General features: G+C 59.2%; 22 protein-coding genes, 5 tRNA genes and 1 pseudogene. 7 read left to right on the plus strand and 21 right to left on the minus strand.

Annotation, left to right across the window (positions count from 1 at the left end; all coding sequences use genetic code 11):
- Positions 1–64 precede the first annotated feature (64 nt).
- The 3 genes from ACTQ48_RS03670 (at position 65) to ACTQ48_RS03680 (ending at position 1,632) form a co-directional block, all read left to right on the plus strand.
- The gene (locus ACTQ48_RS03670) at positions 65–379 is read left to right on the plus strand and encodes a hypothetical protein (RefSeq protein WP_441570156.1); all 315 of its coding nucleotides are present in this window, start codon (positions 65–67) and stop codon (positions 377–379) included.
- Complete coding sequence (locus ACTQ48_RS03675; RefSeq protein WP_441570157.1) at positions 379–753, plus strand: hypothetical protein; 375 nt, start codon at positions 379–381, stop codon at positions 751–753. Before ACTQ48_RS03670 ends, ACTQ48_RS03675 begins: the two co-directional genes overlap by 1 nt.
- A gap of 399 nt (positions 754–1,152) precedes the next feature.
- A complete protein-coding gene (locus tag ACTQ48_RS03680) occupies positions 1,153–1,632 on the plus strand; it encodes a hypothetical protein (RefSeq protein WP_441570158.1) in 480 nt (159 codons plus the stop codon).
- A 978-nt stretch (positions 1,633–2,610) separates the two neighbouring features.
- Here ACTQ48_RS03680 and ACTQ48_RS03685 read toward each other — a convergent pair.
- The gene (locus ACTQ48_RS03685; RefSeq protein ID WP_441570159.1) at positions 2,611–4,110 is read right to left on the minus strand and encodes a phage portal protein; all 1,500 of its coding nucleotides are present in this window, start codon (positions 4,108–4,110) and stop codon (positions 2,611–2,613) included.
- Positions 4,111–4,220: 110 nt separating this feature from the next.
- Here ACTQ48_RS03685 and ACTQ48_RS03690 point away from each other — a divergent pair, with 110 nt between their 5' ends.
- Positions 4,221–4,445 carry a hypothetical protein gene (locus ACTQ48_RS03690; RefSeq protein ID WP_441570160.1) on the plus strand — a complete coding sequence of 75 codons (225 nt, stop codon included), beginning with the start codon at positions 4,221–4,223 and terminating at the stop codon, positions 4,443–4,445.
- A gap of 35 nt (positions 4,446–4,480) precedes the next feature.
- The gene (locus ACTQ48_RS03695; protein ID WP_441570161.1) at positions 4,481–4,753 is read left to right on the plus strand and encodes a hypothetical protein; all 273 of its coding nucleotides are present in this window, start codon (positions 4,481–4,483) and stop codon (positions 4,751–4,753) included.
- Positions 4,754–4,919: 166 nt separating this feature from the next.
- Here the strand turns inward: ACTQ48_RS03695 and ACTQ48_RS03700 are convergent, their stop codons facing one another.
- Positions 4,920–6,197: a PBSX family phage terminase large subunit gene (locus ACTQ48_RS03700; RefSeq protein ID WP_441570162.1), complete on the minus strand. Its 1,278-nt coding sequence runs from the start codon at positions 6,195–6,197 to the stop codon at positions 4,920–4,922.
- On the minus strand, positions 6,190–6,591 hold the full coding sequence (locus tag ACTQ48_RS03705) for a hypothetical protein (RefSeq protein WP_441570163.1): 402 nt from the start codon (positions 6,589–6,591) through the stop codon (positions 6,190–6,192). The genes ACTQ48_RS03700 and ACTQ48_RS03705 overlap by 8 nt, the downstream gene beginning before the upstream one ends.
- Positions 6,592–6,755: 164 nt before the next feature.
- Between ACTQ48_RS03705 and ACTQ48_RS03710 the strand changes: the two genes are divergently transcribed.
- The gene (locus ACTQ48_RS03710; RefSeq protein ID WP_441570164.1) at positions 6,756–7,028 is read left to right on the plus strand and encodes a hypothetical protein; all 273 of its coding nucleotides are present in this window, start codon (positions 6,756–6,758) and stop codon (positions 7,026–7,028) included.
- Between the two features lie 103 nt (positions 7,029–7,131).
- The gene (locus tag ACTQ48_RS03715; protein ID WP_441570165.1) at positions 7,132–7,599 is read left to right on the plus strand and encodes a hypothetical protein; all 468 of its coding nucleotides are present in this window, start codon (positions 7,132–7,134) and stop codon (positions 7,597–7,599) included.
- A 4-nt stretch (positions 7,600–7,603) separates the two neighbouring features.
- Here the strand turns inward: ACTQ48_RS03715 and ACTQ48_RS03720 are convergent, their stop codons facing one another.
- From ACTQ48_RS03720 to ACTQ48_RS03805, 18 genes and pseudogenes are all read right to left on the minus strand, one after another.
- Complete coding sequence (locus ACTQ48_RS03720; RefSeq protein WP_441570166.1) at positions 7,604–7,978, minus strand: hypothetical protein; 375 nt, start codon at positions 7,976–7,978, stop codon at positions 7,604–7,606.
- 47 nt (positions 7,979–8,025) lie between these two features.
- Entirely contained in the window at positions 8,026–8,202 is a 177-nt protein-coding gene (locus ACTQ48_RS03725; RefSeq protein WP_441570167.1) for a hypothetical protein, read from the minus strand.
- Positions 8,203–8,372: 170 nt separating this feature from the next.
- Entirely contained in the window at positions 8,373–10,460 is a 2,088-nt protein-coding gene (locus ACTQ48_RS03730) for a phage/plasmid primase, P4 family (protein ID WP_441570168.1), read from the minus strand.
- Complete coding sequence (locus ACTQ48_RS03735; protein ID WP_441570169.1) at positions 10,447–10,923, minus strand: hypothetical protein; 477 nt, start codon at positions 10,921–10,923, stop codon at positions 10,447–10,449. The genes ACTQ48_RS03730 and ACTQ48_RS03735 overlap by 14 nt, the downstream gene beginning before the upstream one ends.
- 11 nt (positions 10,924–10,934) lie before the next feature.
- A complete protein-coding gene (locus ACTQ48_RS03740) occupies positions 10,935–11,639 on the minus strand; it encodes a hypothetical protein (RefSeq protein ID WP_441570170.1) in 705 nt (234 codons plus the stop codon).
- Positions 11,640–11,641: 2 nt separating this feature from the next.
- A complete protein-coding gene (locus tag ACTQ48_RS03745) occupies positions 11,642–12,205 on the minus strand; it encodes a hypothetical protein (RefSeq protein WP_441570171.1) in 564 nt (187 codons plus the stop codon).
- Entirely contained in the window at positions 12,195–12,842 is a 648-nt protein-coding gene (locus ACTQ48_RS03750; protein ID WP_441570172.1) for a hypothetical protein, read from the minus strand. The genes ACTQ48_RS03745 and ACTQ48_RS03750 overlap by 11 nt, the downstream gene beginning before the upstream one ends.
- 135 nt (positions 12,843–12,977) lie before the next feature.
- Positions 12,978–13,196 (minus strand): helix-turn-helix domain-containing protein, encoded by a 219-nt coding sequence (locus ACTQ48_RS03755; protein WP_441570173.1) that lies wholly within the window; start codon positions 13,194–13,196, stop codon positions 12,978–12,980.
- A 39-nt stretch (positions 13,197–13,235) separates the two neighbouring features.
- Entirely contained in the window at positions 13,236–13,472 is a 237-nt protein-coding gene (locus tag ACTQ48_RS03760; protein WP_441570174.1) for a hypothetical protein, read from the minus strand.
- A gap of 416 nt (positions 13,473–13,888) precedes the next feature.
- Positions 13,889–13,963: transfer RNA gene (locus ACTQ48_RS03765), tRNA-Val, on the minus strand.
- Positions 13,964–13,966: 3 nt separating this feature from the next.
- Positions 13,967–14,042, minus strand: a tRNA-Gly gene (locus ACTQ48_RS03770).
- Between the two features lie 33 nt (positions 14,043–14,075).
- Complete coding sequence (locus tag ACTQ48_RS03775) at positions 14,076–14,342, minus strand: hypothetical protein (RefSeq protein ID WP_427727887.1); 267 nt, start codon at positions 14,340–14,342, stop codon at positions 14,076–14,078.
- Between the two features lie 32 nt (positions 14,343–14,374).
- Positions 14,375–15,148 (minus strand): annotated as a pseudogene (locus ACTQ48_RS03780) (alpha-amylase family glycosyl hydrolase); the annotation flags it as partial.
- Between the two features lie 167 nt (positions 15,149–15,315).
- Positions 15,316–15,391: transfer RNA gene (locus ACTQ48_RS03785), tRNA-Gly, on the minus strand.
- 42 nt (positions 15,392–15,433) lie between these two features.
- Positions 15,434–15,507, minus strand: a tRNA-Cys gene (locus ACTQ48_RS03790).
- Positions 15,508–15,542: 35 nt separating this feature from the next.
- A tRNA-Gly gene (locus tag ACTQ48_RS03795) sits at positions 15,543–15,618 on the minus strand.
- Positions 15,619–15,723: 105 nt separating this feature from the next.
- Positions 15,724–16,470: an anti-sigma factor antagonist gene (locus tag ACTQ48_RS03800; RefSeq protein ID WP_154517428.1), complete on the minus strand. Its 747-nt coding sequence runs from the start codon at positions 16,468–16,470 to the stop codon at positions 15,724–15,726.
- An 81-nt stretch (positions 16,471–16,551) separates the two neighbouring features.
- Positions 16,552–18,897, minus strand: coding sequence for a GAF domain-containing SpoIIE family protein phosphatase (locus ACTQ48_RS03805; protein ID WP_441570175.1), 2,346 nt, complete (start codon positions 18,895–18,897; stop codon positions 16,552–16,554).
- Positions 18,898–18,911: the final 14 nt, after the last annotated feature.

The raw sequence follows: 18,911 nt of genomic DNA on the forward strand, positions 1-18,911 counted from the left end.
CAAGAACACTCGTTCGATACTAGTGTCACCGAACAGCGAACGCATGTACGAAAGGGGCGGCAGCGTGATCATGAAAAAGCACTCGCTCGCGGGTACCTGCGGCATCCCGCGCGAGCCCGAGCGAATCTACATTCAAGTCGATACCATCGCCGACGATAGCCCTACAACGGGACCTGCCGACCCGCAATATATCCACTGGGCCGACGGCCGCTGCTGGAAGACCGAATCCATCTACTGCCGCCAAGAGTTCGGCCGCATGATCTTCGGCAACCTGTGCGTGCGCTACGACATCTGCATCGCGCGCCAGCGCCGCACCCTGTGGTGGGAGAATGGCCGCTGGTTTGTCAGGCGCGGCTCCGGAATCGCGGTGAGCGCCTAGTGGCCACCGACATCCCCGCAAACAAGACCATACGCTGCCGCGGCACCAAGCCCGGCCGCCGCGTGCACAAACAGTACGTGGACGTGTTCGCGCGCACCAATGCCGATGGCTCCATCGTGCCCATCCGCGTGTGCTGGCCCGACGGCCGCTGCTTCACCATCGACGAGATCGTGAAGACCGTACCCTTCGGACCCATTATCCACGACACGCAGACCGCGACCTACACCTGCCGCTTCGCCCGCTGGAAGACCGAAATCTACCTCGAGCACTATCACAAGGAGGACCCCATCCACGGCGCCGAGGACCACCTGCGCTGGTGGGTCTGGGCATTCGACAACACCCTGGTCAAGAACGATATCGACCCCACCCCGTAGGGACATGGGTCCCCTGTCGGTATATGTGTCAAATAAGGGGGATGTCCAAAATCAAAGAGGTGTAGAGAACAAAAATTGAGGGAAAAGCATCGCGCGAACCAAAAGCAAAGCAACAAAAGCGAGCGAAGCAACAAAGCAAACGCGACAACGAATGCAGGAAAGCGTGGCGATCAGAACAAAATACCTGCCGCCCTGTCCTGCGTCGTACCCTGTGTCAAATAAGGGGGTATACAAACAAACGAGAGAGAGGCAATACTAAACACAGGAGCAAACGAAACGCGCAAACCGAATTGAAAGCGAACCATAGCGCAACGAACGAAGCGAATCGAGCCAAGCGAGCAGACAGCGAACGAACGAACAACCAGTCCCACATCGTACCCTCTGTCAAAAGGACCCCATATGTTTGAAACGTACGACAACAAACTCGAGACTCCAGCCGGAATGCTGAGCGTAATCGGAAACAAAGGCGCGCTGACATTCGACATCGATGAGATTGAAAGTGGGAACAAACTCAAGCTCGACCGCATGGTCGTCCTCCACGTCGCACTCGACGGCATGGAAAAGAACGTACCGTTCGTCCTCTCTGTCAACGGGCGCCCACTTATAGGATTCGAGCCAACAAAGCAGGGCATTCGTTACGCGACAACGCTCGCAAACGGAACCACCTTCGGCATCGACGTACTCGACCCAGCAAAAAGCGCATCAGGGTTCCATGTCGTGGGCGACGTCAACGACTACCGTCTCGAACTGGGCAGTGATAACGAGCTTTCAATCGTCTCCCAAACCGACGAGCCCGATACATTTGCCCATATCGCCGTGGCGTGGGCGCAAACTGAGGAGCTCGCGAAGGCAGCGCTCTTCATCAATCCGAACGCATAGCCCGCATCGATAGCTCTGTCAAAATACCCCGAGCTTGGGACTAGGCGATAGAACGGCATTACAAGCCGCGAAAGAAAAACCCGGCGCAGGATATACACCCAAGCGCCGGGCCGGCCAAAATGTAGGAAGGACTTTGACCAGCTCAAAGTTTACCACCGCCTCATCCGGAAGGCGCCCGCACAAGCCTCCCTGCTAACGACTGATATGTTATTTCAGGGGGATTATCGCCCACCGCCCAGCAGGCAAAGCCGCCACCGGGCGCTTACGGTAACCCAGTCGTTCCGCCCCATGGCCCCCGGCAAAGCTCCGTCGCGCACCGGCTCGGCACCACACCCGCCCTACCCGCACGCCCAAAAGTCACGCACGGCCACCACCCGGCCCGCCCGCTGTGCGCCACGGCTCGGGCCAGCTACCTGCCAAACACGCATGCAAGGGCAACGGGGACGGCCGCCGTCCGCTCCGCCCCCGCATAGCCCGCGGCTCGCGCCAGCCCTGCGGTCTGTCGCTCGTGCCCGCGGGCATGCGGCGGCTCCGCGGCCGTCGGCCTCAGCAAAGGAAACGAGCGTGTTTGGCAGGCGTCTGTCCCTCGCAGCGGGCGCACAGCGGGCGGGCCGGGTGGTGTCCTGCATCAGCGCGGACAAGGGGGCGTGCGGTCCGGGCGGGGTGGTGCCTCGCTTGTCGGTGCGCACTACGCTTTGCCGGGGGTCATGGGGCTACGCTCCTCGGGTCGGCGCACCCGGCGACGTCTTTGCCAGCCCGGCGGTGGGCACACCCGTCACACAGGACTCGCAACGTCCCCAGCGGAGCGCGACGATCACCCAGCGGAGCGCGACGATCACCCAGGGGCAGCGGTCGCGCCAGCGGATCGCCAGCGCCACTCCGGAGCGGCCCGCGCCACGGCCAGGCGACCGTCACTCAGGAGATCGACCCGGCCACTACGGAGCCGGCCACACCCCCTCAGGAGATCGCCACCGACACTCAGGAACCCGAGGCCGTCCCATCGGATCCGACACACGCCACCGAGGGCTCGCCACTCTCACTCTGGCCCGACCGTCCGCTCGCAGCGTCCGCCTCAGCCATCGCCGCCCTGGCAGTCGCCTCATCCTCGCCGAACCACTTCACACGGTACTCCCAGGGCAGCATCAGACCCGCCGCGACCTCGCCCATGTCCTGCGCCTTATCTGCCGCCGTGTCCGTGATGATCGAGTCGTCGAACGTCACGCGCACCTCGCCCTCGTCAGGCAGCGGCTCACCCATATGGCGGGCGGCACAAATCACCGCATGGAAGATCTGCCTCAGCGCACGCTCAAGCCCGTGCTCATGGCGGGCGATGTTGCGCATGAGGGCCGAGTTGTCGCTCGACACCTCCGTAGCGGTCTTCACGTAGCCCGTCTCGGTATCGAAGTCGAAGTACTTGCACCCAAAGCCGCAGAGATCGCCCAGGAGCGATAACGACGTCCTCAGGGCCGTCAGCTGCTGATCGGTCCGCAGCGGCGGCGCGAACTCCTGGATGGTATCCTCCGTGCTCATAACCTTCCTGAACACGGTGCAGTCATGCTTGCCGAAGGGAATGGCCACACGCTTGCCGCCGTCCGTGCCCTGGTCCACCAGCACGTCAGCGACAAAGATGCGCATCTTGCCCGCATCGACCTCGTTAATCAAGGCGTCGAAAGCCAGATCGACTGCTTGAACGGTGTCGACAGCATCCGCAAACACGCTCTGTCCATACGGCGAGAGGTCGACGCGTGTATTGTCCACGGCAGGTCGGATCAGGGCGAACGTCGGGCTCGGGCATCCGCTATCCCACTCCGTACACACGCCCTCGGGCTCCATCACGTTGCCGCTCTCATCAAAGACCACGGTGATGATCCGATACGTCAGCTCCTGCCTGCCGAGTTTCTGGCCGAGCGATCCGATATCACCATCAAGCCCACCACGCACATGCATCTGCAGCTGGTCATACGCATGCCCTCGGTACACCACACGCGTCACGAAGGCACACTCGGTGCATCCGTCCTCGTCCCACGTCAGCGGCACGATCATCCGGGCATCGTAATGCCGAACCCTCACCTTGCCGGCGTCACCATCGACCCACAGGGCCCATGCCCCGGTACCGAGGCCGAAGGCTCGCACCAGGCACGCCTGCGCCGCCTGCAGAAAGCCGGAGTCCTCAATCCAGTCCTCCATCCACTCCGTCACGGCCTTGTTATCGCATGCACAGATTGTCTTGTCATTAAGCAGCAGTGAACCCCACTCCGTGCAAACGCGCATTGCGGGCTTCACGCTACGCCGATGCACCTCATACGAGCGGCCGAACGCATCCGTGTCGTAGTAGTCGTAGAAACTGCCCTCAGACCGCATCCACTCATTCCACTCACGAATGTGCTCCTCCATCGGCTCCAGCGGTAGCACAAACCCGAGCCCCCGCAAATAAGCACGCACGTGCTCGGGCACCCAATACTCATCATCACCGACCATAGACAGCCCAATCTCCCGCATTCAATGTCGAGCAAATTGAACCGTCCGGTCACAAGCGCCGAGCCGTATAATGCACCCTCGGATTAAGCAGCCGAGAAAAGGGGTCGCCCGTGGTTACGTTTGAGCTATTGAATGAATCTGCCGAAGATCTGCTCTACGCCTACCACCCCGAAGGCGATCGCCACCACGCGGGCATCGTCACCTACAACCCCAACACCCGCGCCACCCACATCATCGAACACGCCACTACCGACCACGGCGCCCACTACGCCCACCGCCTAGCCCACCATCTAGCCACCGCTTCAACCCCCATGGCCGCGGGTACACTGGATTAAGTGCATGGGCGCCGCATTCAAAGTCGGGAGGGGTCATGGGTCTGTTTAGCAAACTGTTCCAAAAATCTGATGGTGAAGATCTGTTCTACTCGGATAAATGGATGAGAAATGCGAGCGACGAAGAGCTCGAAACGGAACGAGAAAAGGTGCGCCTCAAGCATTGTTCTGGAGACGAGAGAGCTCAAAGAGTCCTGTGGCAATTTGACAACGAAATGAGCCGTAGAGCTTGGGCGGGGCATGAGGATGATGAAAACAAGTTCCCCGTCCATTCAGAACACGGATGGTACTTGCCTGAAGACGACGACTAATCGCATCAAACAAAAACGGCCCCGAGGGAACTGGTACTCCCCGGGGCCTATCCGTCCGCGCGGTCGACATGAAATAACACACGCAGACGGCTACCAACCATTCTAATCAATATGCCGAGCATTCTGCCGTCGAGTATTAAGCTGCCGAGTATTCCACCGGCTACCGTCACCCACGCAGAACGTCGTCCATCATGGCATACCGAACCGCGTCAATCGAATGATCGTTCCCGTCCGGTATGTCATCAATCCACGTCCCATCACGGTCGCGCAGATACTCCTTGCAGGTGAACTCCGCATACGTCAACGGACACCGCTCCGCATCGATGCAGATCTCCCGCAGGCCCGCCAGCCAGTCATACGACAGCCGCCGCATCCGAGCCTTCCTCGCCGGACGCGCCCGCAGCCCAAAGTCACGCCGATACACCGCCATCGACTGCTTTCCATCAGGCGTATCATCGCACCAGATCAGCTCGTCATGGAAATACGCATCCTCTCCGGCCACGTCGCTATACGTCATAGCGTCCACGACCATCTGCCCCGTCTCCGCGGGCGTCTTCCTATTGGCGCTCATCTCGCTATAAATGCTGAGCCTTCGCGCGCCCGGCTCCCATCCGCAGCGAACGAACCGCCAAGGGTCAGGGAACCATCCCCAGTCAACGCCGTTGCGCGTCCTCTCAAAGCCACGACACCTCATATCGCTCATGCGAATGTCGAGGATGTTATCGAACACGTTGCCGCCGGTGCCAGTAACCTCTCCCAGATACTCCCACCGCCAGGCCTGTTCGCACGTCTCCCGCAGATACTCAGCTTCCTCAATAAAAGGCTCGCCGAGCCATTCAGGATGCGACTCCACCACATCCAAATACGATGAATGCCGAACGATCGTGTCGCAACGCCTACAACGCTCCAGGCGCTCCACATTCACCCAAGACCACATCGTCTTGGGCGGGTTATAGCTGTAGAAGATCCAGAACCTGTCTCCGCCACGCCTCAAAGAGTTCAATATCGAGCGTACGGCCTCGATACCGTCAAACTGGTCCAGCTCCTCAAACCAGACAACCGCGCAATACCCCTTGGTGAACTTCACCGACTTCAGCTTTACCGGATCATCAGCCCCGCGAAATACAATCCTCTGCCCCGTAGGCTTATAGATGATTTCCATTGGTGAGATTTTGCACTGGAAGTACCCTTCCAGCCCCAGCGCCTCAATAGCCCAAAGCATCTGCTGATATACGGAGTCCCTCAGCGTATTGCCGAACCGTCGCACAATGCAAGCATTCGCCTCCGGAAAGGCGACGATCAGCAGCACGATAGCCACGCTGATAAAGCTCGACTTCGTACTGCCTCGACCGCCGTGCATCCAGTAATGCGTATGGCCATGCGCCATCACGTCGCCCAGCACGTCATGAAAAGACGGGATGATGAGATCGGCCGCCTTAACCATTCGTATCCGCCGAGTCGCCCGTAGCCGTGCGCACCTCGACGCCGAGCACGATCTTGGGCGCGTCCTCCGTTTCGACGGCGGTCTTTCGCGTCTCGGGACGGCCGAACTCCTCTGGATACTTTCGCTCAAGCAACCAGGCGGCGGCAGTCCAGTAGCGAGGCTTGGACAGAGCCGTCTCGCGGATGGACTCAAGCAGCTCCTGCTTGTACTGAGCTTCAGCTTTTTTAAATTCCTCGCCTAATGCGCGATGCAACTTGCTACTCGGCTTGTTCAACCAGCGATACAGCGTTGCCTCATGGATGCCAACGGCCATGCAGATGTCCTTGTTATGCATGCCCTTGGCCTTCAGGCCGCACATGACCTCGATCAGTTCCTCAGTGAGTTTCGGCTTCAAATAAACCTCCTCCGACCAGCGTTTAACTACCGCTTATGGTCGAAGGAGGTCACAAAGAGACGTTAAGATTGAATCGGCTTCAGGCCTTACGCCGCCCAGCGGCATGAGCCCAAGACCGAATGGAAATAGGTAATGGAAGCAGCAATCTGAGGGGGTCGCGGAACGTGAGGGCACAGATTGCCATCGCCTGGGTCAAATACAAATATCGAGCATGGAACGTCAAGGTCACCAACGCCTGCCCCTTCAAAGGCGGAACCGCATATCTGCTCGGTCCGACGCTGGCCGAAGGTCAGGAGACTCCTGCCATCGGGGGCATACCCTTTGTCGTAGAAGAGAAAGGGCGGGTGCGGATCGTCCCGCAACTGTCGCAAGAGTGGTTCGCTATTATGCGGGCGAGCAAACCGTTCGAGGACAAGTCAAATCACGGAAACACCTAGGCATCACCTCCGTTCCCGCTTCCCCCTCAACTCACACCTTCGTCGTGCCTCGAGTTCGTCTGCCTCAGTAAAATGGATGCAAACACGGTAGACAGGAGCGGCTATGCCAAAGTTCCAGTACGTTAAAACCGGCGAGTTCGAAGCCCCAGCTAGATTCAAGACCAAAGGCGGGGAGGCACTTTCCGGCTTGCTAAACAAGCTGACCCTACCCGGCACGCTGCCAGATAGGGTCGACTATATCCTGAAAAGTCAGATGGCATGCGATGCAATTGTTTACAGCGCGATCTGCCTCATCCCGCTCCATAAAAACGAGGGGCTCTTCCTAGAAGCGACACTATTTCAAGGCTGCCCTCTAGAACGTGTCACCAATCCGCCCACCGTCCATCCAGTCATAATTAGGGCAGAACGGGCATTTAGAGTTCGCACAGACGGAATCAGACCGGAAATCATAAGTGACCTGGAATGGAATGATGAAACGAGGACGTGGGAGCCGCACTCCTTCCTCAGCCACACGGCTGAGTATGCAATCATCGAAGACATAATCGTAGCCGGCTCACGAGTGAGAGCCTAACGGATCAGCCTCGTTCCCGCTTCCCCCTCAACCCATACCGCCTTCGCAGCCGCGAGTTCGCCTGCCTCAACCGCGCGTACTCGCGCTGCAGGGCCTCAAGCTCGGCACCCTCAACACCTGCCGCCTCAGCCTGGAGGAGCTCGTTATACGCCCGCTCCTCCTCAACGTGCAGCCGCTCGGTGCACAGCGGGCACATTCCGGTCGTACGCACCAGACGCACGCCGATCACCCCGCACTCGGGACACTGGGGGCGCACCTTCAGCGACACATGGATCCGGCTCGCATGCGCCTCGACGGACCGCACCGTCCGAAACACCCCCGTCTCGCGGTAGATCGCCTCGCGCACGCCCGCGGCCCCCAGGTGGCTCTGCTCGCGCACGATCTCCTCCTGCCGGCACGTCCAGGGAACGGCAGGACCCGGGCGGCTCATGCCCTCATCAGGCCGTCGATGGCCTCGCGCGACTCGTCGAGCATCTTCACGAGCTCATCGCTCGCGCACCCGTAGACCTCGCAGACCTCCAGAAAACTCGCAATCGCGACCTTCATCGATGCACAGGCATAGAGAAACTTGGCCTCGTTCATCTCGTCGTGCTCAATCATCATCAGAAACCTCCGTAATCTCGCGGTTACGTTACGGGGCGCCCAGCCTATATCTCTTATATATTTCTTACCTTTATAGAGAGATAGGAAAAGGGCATCCGTAACCGTGTAACCGCGTAACAATCCCAGCTCAAAAGGGTTACGGCACGACATGCCAGACCGTAACCAAACCGTTATGACTCGACGCGGCGCCTAAACACACGCACGGTCTTGACGCCCACACCAAACTGCCGCTTGGCCACGACGCTCTCAAAGCCGTAACGCTCGTTTATCTTGCGGGTGAACTTCTGCCGTCCAAACGGCCGCAGCCCGCTCGACTCGCACCATGCCTTGTAGTCCTCATATCTCCAAGCGATAACCGCCTCGGCAAAGTTATCGCCATCAAGCATCTCATCCTCAATCCAGCTCAGGACCGAGTCGTTGTCCGCACGCACCTCTCCGGCAAGCGCATCGCTCCTGCCGTTCGGGGTCATGCCGTTTTGGGCTATCAATCGCCGCAGCCCCTCAACGCCCACGCGCGCGAGGTATTCCGCTGCGGCGCTACTGGTGAGCTTCTCCCAGATGCGCGGGTCGTAATCGGCATCAGACTTGGAAAACGACGCCTCGAACGGTATCGGGAACAGTCGCCGCATCATGCCCTCGCTCGAGTCGCCAAGTGATGGAAACTCATTGCAGCTGAAGACCAGCGTGCAGTACGGCCGAAATTCGAACCCCTCACCGTTCTTAACGTCGGAGTAGATCCACTCTCCCGTCACGACCTTCTTAAAAACGGAGAGCACGTCTCCATTCAGCCGCTCATTCGAGATATCGTCGCCTAGATTCGCGAGCTTGCCCAAGAGCCTGCCCGCTTGGAACTGTTTGCCCACCACGTTGATATCGAGTGAGCTAACGTTCTCGTTTCCCAAGACGTTCCTCAAAGCGAGGATGAAGGTGGACTTACCGTTCGACCCCGAGCCGATCAGCACCGGGCATTGGCCGAACTCATTGCTCCGGTACATGCACATGCCGATCGTCTCCTCCAGGTTCGCCCGCACCTCGGCGCGACCGCAGCTGATCCGGTCCAAGAACCTGTCAGCCGCCTCGTCGTACGCGTCGGCGCGGTACGAGTGCGGGATGATGTTGGTGATCACCATGTCCGCCGCCTGGGGAACCAGCCCGCGCTCAAGGTCCAGCACGCCGTTGGCAAAGCCCATCAGCGTAGCAGCCGAAGCCTTGGTCTCGGGAGCCATATGCAGGATGTAGTTTCGAACCTCCTTTTGGTCTGCCATCTTACAGTCGTCAAGCAGGTCAATGGTCGCCCGGTTTATCTCCTGCCAGCCCGTGGCATAGCGCTTGCCGTCCCAGATGGCGGGAGCTCCGTCGATGATGCAGGCCCTATGGGCATCAATCAGCTCACGCGCCACCACGTTATGGCGAACGGGCCCGGTTGGGTTCCCGTTTTTATCGAGCTTCCTAAACGCACGCGGACGCCCCTTCTCATAGCGAGAGCACACGCTGCCCAAGATCTTCTCGATATCCTGCTGAGGCAACGGTGGAAAGCACCGCTCGCCGTTCACCGCCTCGACGGCGGCACGGATATGAGCATCGTCCTTACCCTGCGCCTGCAGCGAGCTCGCATACCGGAAGAGCGTGTCGTTCCTCGCACCCGCGCCGATCTCCTCCGGCAGCGTGAAGCGTGGGCCCGATGTGCCACCCGGGCGCGCCTCAGCCGTCGCCGCTGCAGGGCGCACGAAATCCAAGAACGCCAGGACGTTGGCATCCGCCTCGGCGACCCCGACCTCCTCCGGCGACGCGAGCCACGTGTAGCGCCTGCCGTTGGGGTGTACCGAGGGCGGTGCGACCAGATAGCCGCCATCGCCACGGATATCCACACCCAGGGCTTTGTTAGCGCTGTTGCGTACCTCATGGTCCACTTGGAAGAACAGGTGCATGCCGCCGCGCCCCGTGATCGCCGTCGCGGTCGCGGGCAGGGCCCCGTGCTCGTCCTCCCAGCGGGCCAGCGTCTCACGCCCATCCTCGCCCTCGCTCTCATCAACGTCGATATCAATGACGACCAGCCCACCCGACACGGCACCGCAGGCGATGCCGACGTTATGGCGCGGGTTGGCGCTCCACCACGCGCGCGCCTGAACCGGATCGGCCAGTGCAGAGCGGCACCCGCCGTGAATGGCGGGCACCTTATCTCGGGCGATCAGGGGAAAGACGGCCCAGCCGCGCTCGGCGTATGCGACAGCCGCCGCGCCGAACTCACTCAGGCCCATAACGTCCCTCCAAAATCTCGGTCACGATGCGAGCGGCATCCTCGGGAGCGCAGAACAGAAACATCACGCCGTAACGGTCTGACATGGTCCTGCACGCCTTCGCCAGGCGCTTGCCCTCTATGCGCCGCTGCGCGTACTTTCGGAGCCTAAAATCGGCATCTGGCTCCGTCCACAACGCTAGGGAACTCAAATCAGTCACACCCGCGTCGTTTTCGACGAGGACATACAGCCGTACACCGGCATCACGCGCGCCGATCAGCTCGCGACGGAACCGGGCATGCTCCCGGTCGATATCCATCGCGAGCTCGGCGATGCTCGCCTTGGTGTCCACCGCCACCTCGGGAGGGCGACAATAGTCACCAAAGGCGAGCTTACTCCGCACGAGGGTGATGCCCCGATCGGCCCACCACTCGTGCTTCACCTCATGCTTGCCGGCTTGCTGGCGCGTGTCCTCCAGATACACGCCGCCCATGCCTAGAACGGGATGTTCGGGTCATACGGCACGGGGCGCGTCGTCGGGTAGGGCGCGAGCTGCGGCGGATAGGCCGGGTACGGCGCCGGGGCCACCGTCTGCACCGGCTGCACGGGCGGCTGGGGCGTTGGCGGCATCTCCATTACGGTTCTTGCCGAAGCGCCAACAGGCATGGTGTCGGCGACCCCCACCCTCACGCCTCCGCCAACCTTAGGCTTGGGTGTGGCGTGCGTACGGTTGTCCTTGCGCTCGGGAACCTTGTAGTTCCCGGCGCGGATATCATCGACGGAGTACACGCCCACGAGGTTCAGGCGTTCCTTGTCGTCGCCCTGCTCATTCGTGTACTCCTCAAACTGGAACACGGCGCCCAGCGTCAGACCGATCAGGTTCATCGGATCGCACGTCTGCGTCCAGGCGGCAACCGTCCACTGCGGGTTGCTGTCCTCCAGGCGGCTCAGGAACTGCTTGAACATGCCCTCGCAGTTCTCCTTGTACGAGCGCACGAAACGGTGCGCCCACGGGTTCTTCTGGCCAAACTCATCGTTGTAGAAGCCCGCATACTGTCCCTCGGCGACGTCATAGACCACGTTCAGGTACTCACGGTCCGTCACGTCTTCGATGTCCACAATGCGGATCACGTAGCCGCCCGCGGGCAGCTTCTCAAACGGCGTCGACTCCTCAACGCCCACCCAGTTCATAACCTTCATACTTAAGCCTCCTCGAGCTCAGTATTATTGGAATCGGAAAGCAGGGCGGCAGGCGCCACGCCCAGCTGGCGCAAGATCGGCATCACGTCGTCTGGATTGCAGCCGCGCACCTGCAGGCCCTTAATACGCTGCGGAGCCCATTCAAGGCCTGGAACTTCCAGCTCGCTGTCCATGTAGAAGGCGTGCCCGTCGACGTTGGTGATAAAGTTCGGCCACTTCTCATCGACCGTCACCTTCGTCTCCAGCGCGCCCTCGACGTCCTCAAGCAACTCGATGGCCATGGCCATATACTCGGGACGAATGGACTTGTCGATACGGGCGAACCCATAGCTCAGGGCGAAGTCCTCAAACGCCTTGGCATCGGCCACGCGCCACGTGCCCTTGGTCAGGGTCACGATATAGTCACCGACCTTGGCGCCACCGAGCTTCAACGCCTTCTTGGTCACGCCGTCCTCGTCGTAGCTTTGGCGCATCCCCGCGTCGGCCTCGGCGCGAACCGCATCCAGGCGCGATCCGACCACTTTCTGCAGGGCGGTGAGGACAGCAAGCTCCTCGTTAATCTTCATGGTCTTGACCTCCAGGGGTCTCAATCGGCGGCAGCGGGGGCAAACTCCAAAAGTCACGGATTGCCGCATCCACCACCGCCAGATCGTTATCAATCATCTGCTCGGAAAACATGCCCCAAGGGCTTTTGGCCACGCCGCGTTCGTTGGTAAAGAACACGTGGCGTCCCTCGACGACCGCGCACTCCAAGATCACGTCAAACAGCCCCTCGATGCACAGCTGGCTATCGAGCATCTTGCCGATGGTCTGCGGCTTGGATGAGCCGTCATCGCCAAATTGCGGGTGATGGAGAAAGTAGACGACCGTATCGGGTGTCGTGGCCATGGCGGCTTCAAGCAACATCTCAAAGTTGACCGCCATTTTTACGAACTTGTCGTAGCCCTTCTCACTCGCGTGGCGGAAGTTGTCGAACTGCATCAGGTACGTCGAGTCATCGATGACGTAGATCGGGTGCGTGTTCGCCGCCAAGATCTGGCAGATGCTCGGATAGTCCGATCTCAGCCAAACGGAGAGCTGTGTCTTAAACGGAGGACGTTTGCCGGTGCACCCCAGCACCTCCGTAAAACGCGGGTCGAGGTTTCTCATCGACGTAGATTTGCCGGAGCCCGACGGCCCCAGCACCATGCATAGGACGCCCATCAGACATCACCCCGCGCAACAAAACGCCACAGTTCGCTTTTGCGTGCTACACTGTGCGCCGGATACCTTCCCCAAGGTTTTCCACGGCGCAGTCGGGGCCCTAATCCCGCCTGCGCCATTTTGTGTGCCGTGCGCCTACACGGGCGCCCCGGCAAACGGCCGACGCTTTCCATCGGCGATCGCCTCCTTCGCATTGCTAAATACCGTGTCACGGCAGATCAGCCAACGCCCGTTGACCTTGTCCGCCGGGATGCGCCCCTCGACGCACCCGCGTCTCACCGACCCCACATGCTCTCCAGTCAACTCAGCGAGCTGAGCGGGCGTCAAAAACATAGGGATATCCGCGAAGCCCATTTCTTGCCTCCTCTCATATGGATTCACTTGTCGGTTTGATTACGAGCGCTCGATGCCGAGCTGAGCACAGATCTTATCGGTGTAAAAACGCCATTGCCCACCAAAACGGAATGCCCCGTCCAGATTGCCCTTGTTGGCTTCTTTCGCAACGGTACGTACGCATACGCGGGCAAGGCGGGCAACCTCAGTCGTTCCGATTACCGCCGGAAGATGGTTAATCTCATCGACGGAATAACCGGCCATATAGAGACCCCTGGGCTTCACTACCTCTGCCATCTGATCACCTCCAACTGTCGCATCGTGACGCGCCAAGATGAAGATAAGGCAAGTAAAGAAAAAATGCGCACGTCACAGACGGCGAACGGTGAACCGCGCTGAGTTTCACAACACTATCTCAGCCTAGCTGTCAGCTAATTAAGCTGCGGAGTGTCACACCGGCGTAACAGTTTGTCACACTCTGATATATAAAAGTTGAAAACGTAAACTATAGTTTACGCATAGATACAGAGCTATTTCGCATATTTTCAGCAGGGCCGATTTTATACATTTGTAGGACTTGTGAAGGGGTCTGAAACTATATTAGAAGTACCCCCATTGGATCAAAAATTCGAAATTTGCTGGCATATTTGCCGGCATGTTTGGCGGTATAAAATAAAACAGCCCAGAGACATAGCCTCTGAGCTGCGAACATTTGGTGGGCGTTACAAGATTTGAACTTGTGACCTCTTCCGTGTCAGGGAAGCGCTCTCCCCCTGAGCTAAACGCCCAAATGGAGCGGACAACGGGGCTCGAACCCGCGACCCCAACCTTGGCAAGGTTGTGCTCTACCAACTGAGCCATGTCCGCTTACGGGGATTAATCTTACGTGATACCCGCATCCTATGCAAGAACTTTTTTTGAAAAGTTTTGCGACGCCCTCGCGAACCTCACGAAGACATCAGCCACCTCAAAAAGGCCGAGCTCCTCACCCTGATACACGTATGCCGAGCCCGGAAGCGCCAGCTCAAGCAAAAGGGCCGCCCGCGCGCGGCGCTCGCCGAGTTCACGGTCCTCGTCATAAGACGACCCGTCGCGTAAGAGCCAGTCGAGCGCAATCTGGTGGTAGCGCGTCGCCTTGATTTGCGGCAGGGCATAGCGCGTCGCCACGCGCGATAGATCTCGTGGACCTCGTTGCGGTCCCACAGCGGATGGGTGCCGTCGTCAACCATGTCATCGCCCTCGGCGAGATGCCACCGGTCGAGGTCATCGCGGTCGAGGTCCTTGGCGAGACCGTGCGCCACATCAATGCGAAAGCCATCAACGCCTCGATCGCTCCAAAACGTCAGGACGTCGCAAAAGAACGCATGAACCTCAGGGCATGACCAGACAAAGTCCGGCCGCTCGGGCGTAAACATATGCAGCTACCACTGACCGTCCGCAACACGCGTCCAGGCGGGGCCGCCAAAGTTGGCATTCCAATTGGTGGAAGGCAGCTCGCCATGTTCGCCGCGACCATCGCGGAAGATATAACGGGCGCGCTCGGGCGATCCAGGGCCGGCGGCAAGAGCGGCTTTGAACCAGGGGTGCTGGTTGGATGAATGATTGGGCACGATGTCGACGATGACCTTGATGCCGCGTGCGTGAGCCGCAGCGACCATGTCATCGCAGTCGTCAAGCGAGCCGAGACGTGGGTCGACATCGCAGTAGTCCGCCACATCATAGCCACCATCGACAAGAGGCGATGGGTAAAACGGGCTCAGCCAGATGGCCTCGATGCCCAGCCGCTCAAGATAGTCCATCTGCTGGGTAATACCCACGATGATACGCCCAAAGCTGTTATTCGCGGCAAACAACGCCACAGCCACGCCCCAAGACGCTCGCTCCCTCTCGGGTTCGGGCCTCTGCAATGGGTACGAAAAAGCCCGGCTACCGTGGTAGTCGGGCTGTTGTACTTGGAGCGGACAACGGGGCATCCGCGTATCCGCTTCGCGGATCCGCACCGGCTTCGGCCGCCTGCCGGCGACCTCGCCAGCTCGCTACAAACGCTCCGCGTTTGCTTAACGCTCGCTCCCTCTCGGGTTCGAGCCTCTGCAATGGGTACGAAAAAGCCCGGCTACCGTGGTAGTCGGGCTGTTGTGCTTGGAGCGGACAACGGGGCTCGAACCCGCGACCCCAACCTTGGCAAGGTTGTGCTCTACCAACTGAGCCATGTCCGCATATGTAAAACAAAACGGGCGCCGGAGCGCCCGGATGTTGCCTGGAGGCGAAGCCCGGATTCGAACCGGGGGTAAAGGCTTTGCAGGCCTCTGCCTTACCACTTGGCCACTTCGCCGAAAAAGGACCGTTAAGAACGGTCCGGAAATGCAATGGAGCGGACAACGGGGCTCGAACCCGCGACCCCAACCTTGGCAAGGTTGTGCTCTACCAACTGAGCCATGTCCGCTTGCGGGTTATTAATTTACGCGAGTTATCCAAAAGACGCAAGTACTTTTTTCAAAAAAGTTGCCCAAAGCAAGTTCACGCAGGAAAATCATGTCAACCCAAGGCGCTAAGCGCACGATTCCAATGCCGAGCTAAACAGCTTCACCATCCGAACGCGTGTGCCGGCACCATCCGTGCGACGGGCAACCTCCACATTATCGACGAGCATGCGCATAAGCTTGATACCGCGTCCGCGTTCCTCGGATGCCATCGGTTCGCTCGCCCCATCGATAGAATAGCCAGCGCCTCGATCAAGCACCTCAAGCACAACACGGTCCCCATAGGCCTGAATCGTCAGGATGCAGCCAACACCGCCCGCATGGTCATATGCGTTACCCAATGCCTCCCCCAACGCTAATGCGACGTCATAGCGCTCATCACGCCTCAGGGGAAGTGATTCGAGAAGCTCGGCCACACGGTGCCGATAATACGGGAGATTCTCGATGCCTCGCTGCACCTTGACGCTCTTGCTCCATCGCGGCAACTCCCCCACCGGAATGGCGGGAATCGACTCCCGCACCGGACCCGCAACATGAAGGATGTCGACAAGTCGGGCAATCTCCAAAAAGCGAACGACCTCATCGGAGGCGTTAACAAGCGAAAGCAGCCCTTCTCGTCTCATAAGCTCTCTGGCACGCGTAAGCAAAAACGCCAAACCCGTCGAGTCGATAAAAGCCACGGTCTGGCAATTGATGACAACACGGCGCACCCCCCGGTCGATTAAATTATCCAACCGTCGGCGCAGCTCGGGCACCGAGGCGATATCGATATCGCCCGGTGGCGTCAAAACCGCTATGTCATTCCACTCATTCATGCGACCATGGTTCCCCAAAAGAGCTCGCTCGATGCACACTTTTCTGCAACCGTTAGGATTCTGTATGCCCAACGTCGCGACCTACGATCGACCCCGTAAAAACTCAAGGGACACCAATGCAATGTCATCGTCCAGCGCCGAGTCGGTAAAGCGGTCAAGCTCGCCCAAGACCTTACCGCAGATGCCCGATACGCCCTCACCCGAAACAGAGAGTAGAAGGTCGCGCAGGCGTTGCTCGCCAAAGAAAGCACCCGAGCGGTCGCGTGCTTCGATCGTTCCGTCGGTATACATAAACAGCATGTCACCAGGATCGAACGTAAACACGCCCGTCTCGTACACCATGCTCTCAAAGGCACCGATCACGCCCGATTGGCACCCAAGGAGCTCCACTTCTCCCCCGCAGGTCTCTCCTCCGCCATGCGGCGTTGACGACGGCCTAATGACCATAGTGGGAGGATGTCCCGCAGAGCAATAGGTAGCGCGGCCCGCTTTAAGATCAATCTTGGCGATAAACGCCGTCACAAACGTCTCGACCCTCGAAAAGCCCATGAGCATGCTATTGAGCGAGCGGGCCATGCGAGCGGGTCCCGCACCCTCCCAGGCATAAGCCGTCAACGCCGTCTTGACGAGCGCCGACATCGACGCCGCCTCAATTCCTTTGCCGGAGACATCGCCCAATATCATAACGGCGCAATCGTCGGGAAGACGGATAAGCGTATAGAAGTCACCACCGACCAACGCCGAATTCGTTGCCGACAGGTATACCGAATCGGTTGCGATGCCCGGAACGTCGCCTAGCGAATTTCTCATGCCAATCTGAAGCGTCTGAGCGATATGACGCTCTTCACGCTTTTGAGACTCGCCCTCATAGATCAGCTCAAAGTCGTGTGCCAAATGCACCATGTAGTCGTATTCAAGGTCGTCGATTGGCTCCTGGCTGCCATCACGGAGCAGCAAAACGCGCCTCGTCGGTCCCTTGGCGATATCAGCGGGCACGATTGCATCGTTGCTTCGCGTACCATCCGCCTCCGAGTGGCAGCGCCCCGCCTCGATACCGGAGTCGACATAAAGTCCCTGACACGGCAGGCCGTGGGCTCTCAACCATGCGCCCATAGTCGTGGATTCGTCCACGCGCGTAAGGCGCACGTGCTTGAGGTCGTCGGCGCTCGTCCCACCCAGCACCGATGTCTCAAATCCATCGGAAATTGCCCCCAGGCGCGCCGCCGGCGTCGTGACAGAAAAGAAGAGTGACTCCGGATCGCCCGGCAATGCCACACGACTGCCGCCTTCAAAATCGATGACATAGGTTCCGAGGCCCGCATCATACTCCACGGGGCAGAAATGGCAACTGAGCACAGCGCAGATTTCGGTCGACACCGCACGCGAGGCGGCAATAGGATCATCGAGATAGGCAAACAACTCATCGCGCAGCACGTTGAGAGAACGGCCAAGCTCTGCCGTGCGACGTGAACGTAGACTCGATGCCATGCCGACTAGTTGGATGGAGAGGTAATCGCAAATGACCTCGAGCACGTTGACATCATAGGCAAGCGGCGCCTGCGGACGTTTCCAACCGACCTCCAACACACCGAGCACCTGAGTGCCATAAAACACGGGAAGACATATCTCGCTGCGGTATGGAGGCATATCTTGCACGCGTAGCAGGTGCTTAGAACGATTGTCCAGGTCCATAAACATACCCGAGGCAACCCTATCGCCCTCGAGGTCCTGCTGAATCGACAGGCGGCAGGCACGAGCCTCACGGAGCACATACGTCGGGATACCTGCACCATACGGCATAAACTCGGGCAGGTAGCTGTCATACAACTCCTTGGAAACACAGCGAAGCTTAAAACCGCCGCTCTCAGAAAAATAGATGGCAGCACCCGAGGCATCGAGGGTTCCTACAAGCTGGTTCAAAACGGTATCCAACAAACTAGGCAGCTCATCGGAGCCCACCGTGCTCATAATGACCGACAACGTGCCCGAGAGGCGCTTATTCGCCACTCTGAGCTCCGAAAGCGCACGCTTGAGCTGACGGTCATGCGAATACTGCTCTTCGATACTATGGAGCGCCACGAGAACACGCGGCGCACGGCGGCCAAAGATACGAGGCGGCGTAACCGAGCCGGCACAAACTAGGACGGGAATAAAGGAGCCGTCACTGAGCTTAAGCATCAACTCGCTCTCGGTACCATTGGTCTCAAAAGGAAGACGATGTTCTGTCGCGCGTTCAAATGCTGACGAGTACAAGAGATCTTTAACGTCCCCGTTGATCACATCGGAACGTTCCTCGCAGATCAAGTCGAGCAAGCGATTGTTTACATGCAAAATGGTTCCGTCGAGCTCGCAGATAATGACAGCATCGCTCGTAATATCGACCAATTGGGCAACGTCAACCCACTCATTGCGCTCAAGCGTTTCCATCGTGAACCTCACCG

Origin of the sequence: Collinsella sp. Sow4_E3, assembly GCF_052116285.1 — a bacterium.
Lineage (GTDB): Bacteria > Actinomycetota > Coriobacteriia > Coriobacteriales > Coriobacteriaceae > Collinsella.

Coding starts and splice junctions, on each gene's coding strand:
- ACTQ48_RS03680 (WP_441570158.1), top strand. CDS start 1,153: ATGTTTGAAACGTACGACAACAAACTCGAGACTCCAGCCGGAATGCTG.
- ACTQ48_RS03685 (WP_441570159.1), bottom strand. CDS start 4,110: ATGGTCGGTGATGATGAGTATTGGGTGCCCGAGCACGTGCGTGCTTAT.
- ACTQ48_RS03695 (WP_441570161.1), top strand. CDS start 4,481: ATGGGTCTGTTTAGCAAACTGTTCCAAAAATCTGATGGTGAAGATCTG.
- ACTQ48_RS03700 (WP_441570162.1), bottom strand. CDS start 6,197: ATGGTTAAGGCGGCCGATCTCATCATCCCGTCTTTTCATGACGTGCTG.
- ACTQ48_RS03715 (WP_441570165.1), top strand. CDS start 7,132: ATGCCAAAGTTCCAGTACGTTAAAACCGGCGAGTTCGAAGCCCCAGCT.
- ACTQ48_RS03725 (WP_441570167.1), bottom strand. CDS start 8,202: ATGATGATTGAGCACGACGAGATGAACGAGGCCAAGTTTCTCTATGCC.
- ACTQ48_RS03730 (WP_441570168.1), bottom strand. CDS start 10,460: ATGGGCCTGAGTGAGTTCGGCGCGGCGGCTGTCGCATACGCCGAGCGC.
- ACTQ48_RS03740 (WP_441570170.1), bottom strand. CDS start 11,639: ATGAAGGTTATGAACTGGGTGGGCGTTGAGGAGTCGACGCCGTTTGAG.
- ACTQ48_RS03745 (WP_441570171.1), bottom strand. CDS start 12,205: ATGAAGATTAACGAGGAGCTTGCTGTCCTCACCGCCCTGCAGAAAGTG.
- ACTQ48_RS03750 (WP_441570172.1), bottom strand. CDS start 12,842: ATGGGCGTCCTATGCATGGTGCTGGGGCCGTCGGGCTCCGGCAAATCT.
- ACTQ48_RS03755 (WP_441570173.1), bottom strand. CDS start 13,196: ATGGGCTTCGCGGATATCCCTATGTTTTTGACGCCCGCTCAGCTCGCT.
- ACTQ48_RS03760 (WP_441570174.1), bottom strand. CDS start 13,472: ATGGCAGAGGTAGTGAAGCCCAGGGGTCTCTATATGGCCGGTTATTCC.
- ACTQ48_RS03800 (WP_154517428.1), bottom strand. CDS start 16,470: ATGAATGAGTGGAATGACATAGCGGTTTTGACGCCACCGGGCGATATC.
- ACTQ48_RS03805 (WP_441570175.1), bottom strand. CDS start 18,897: ATGGAAACGCTTGAGCGCAATGAGTGGGTTGACGTTGCCCAATTGGTC.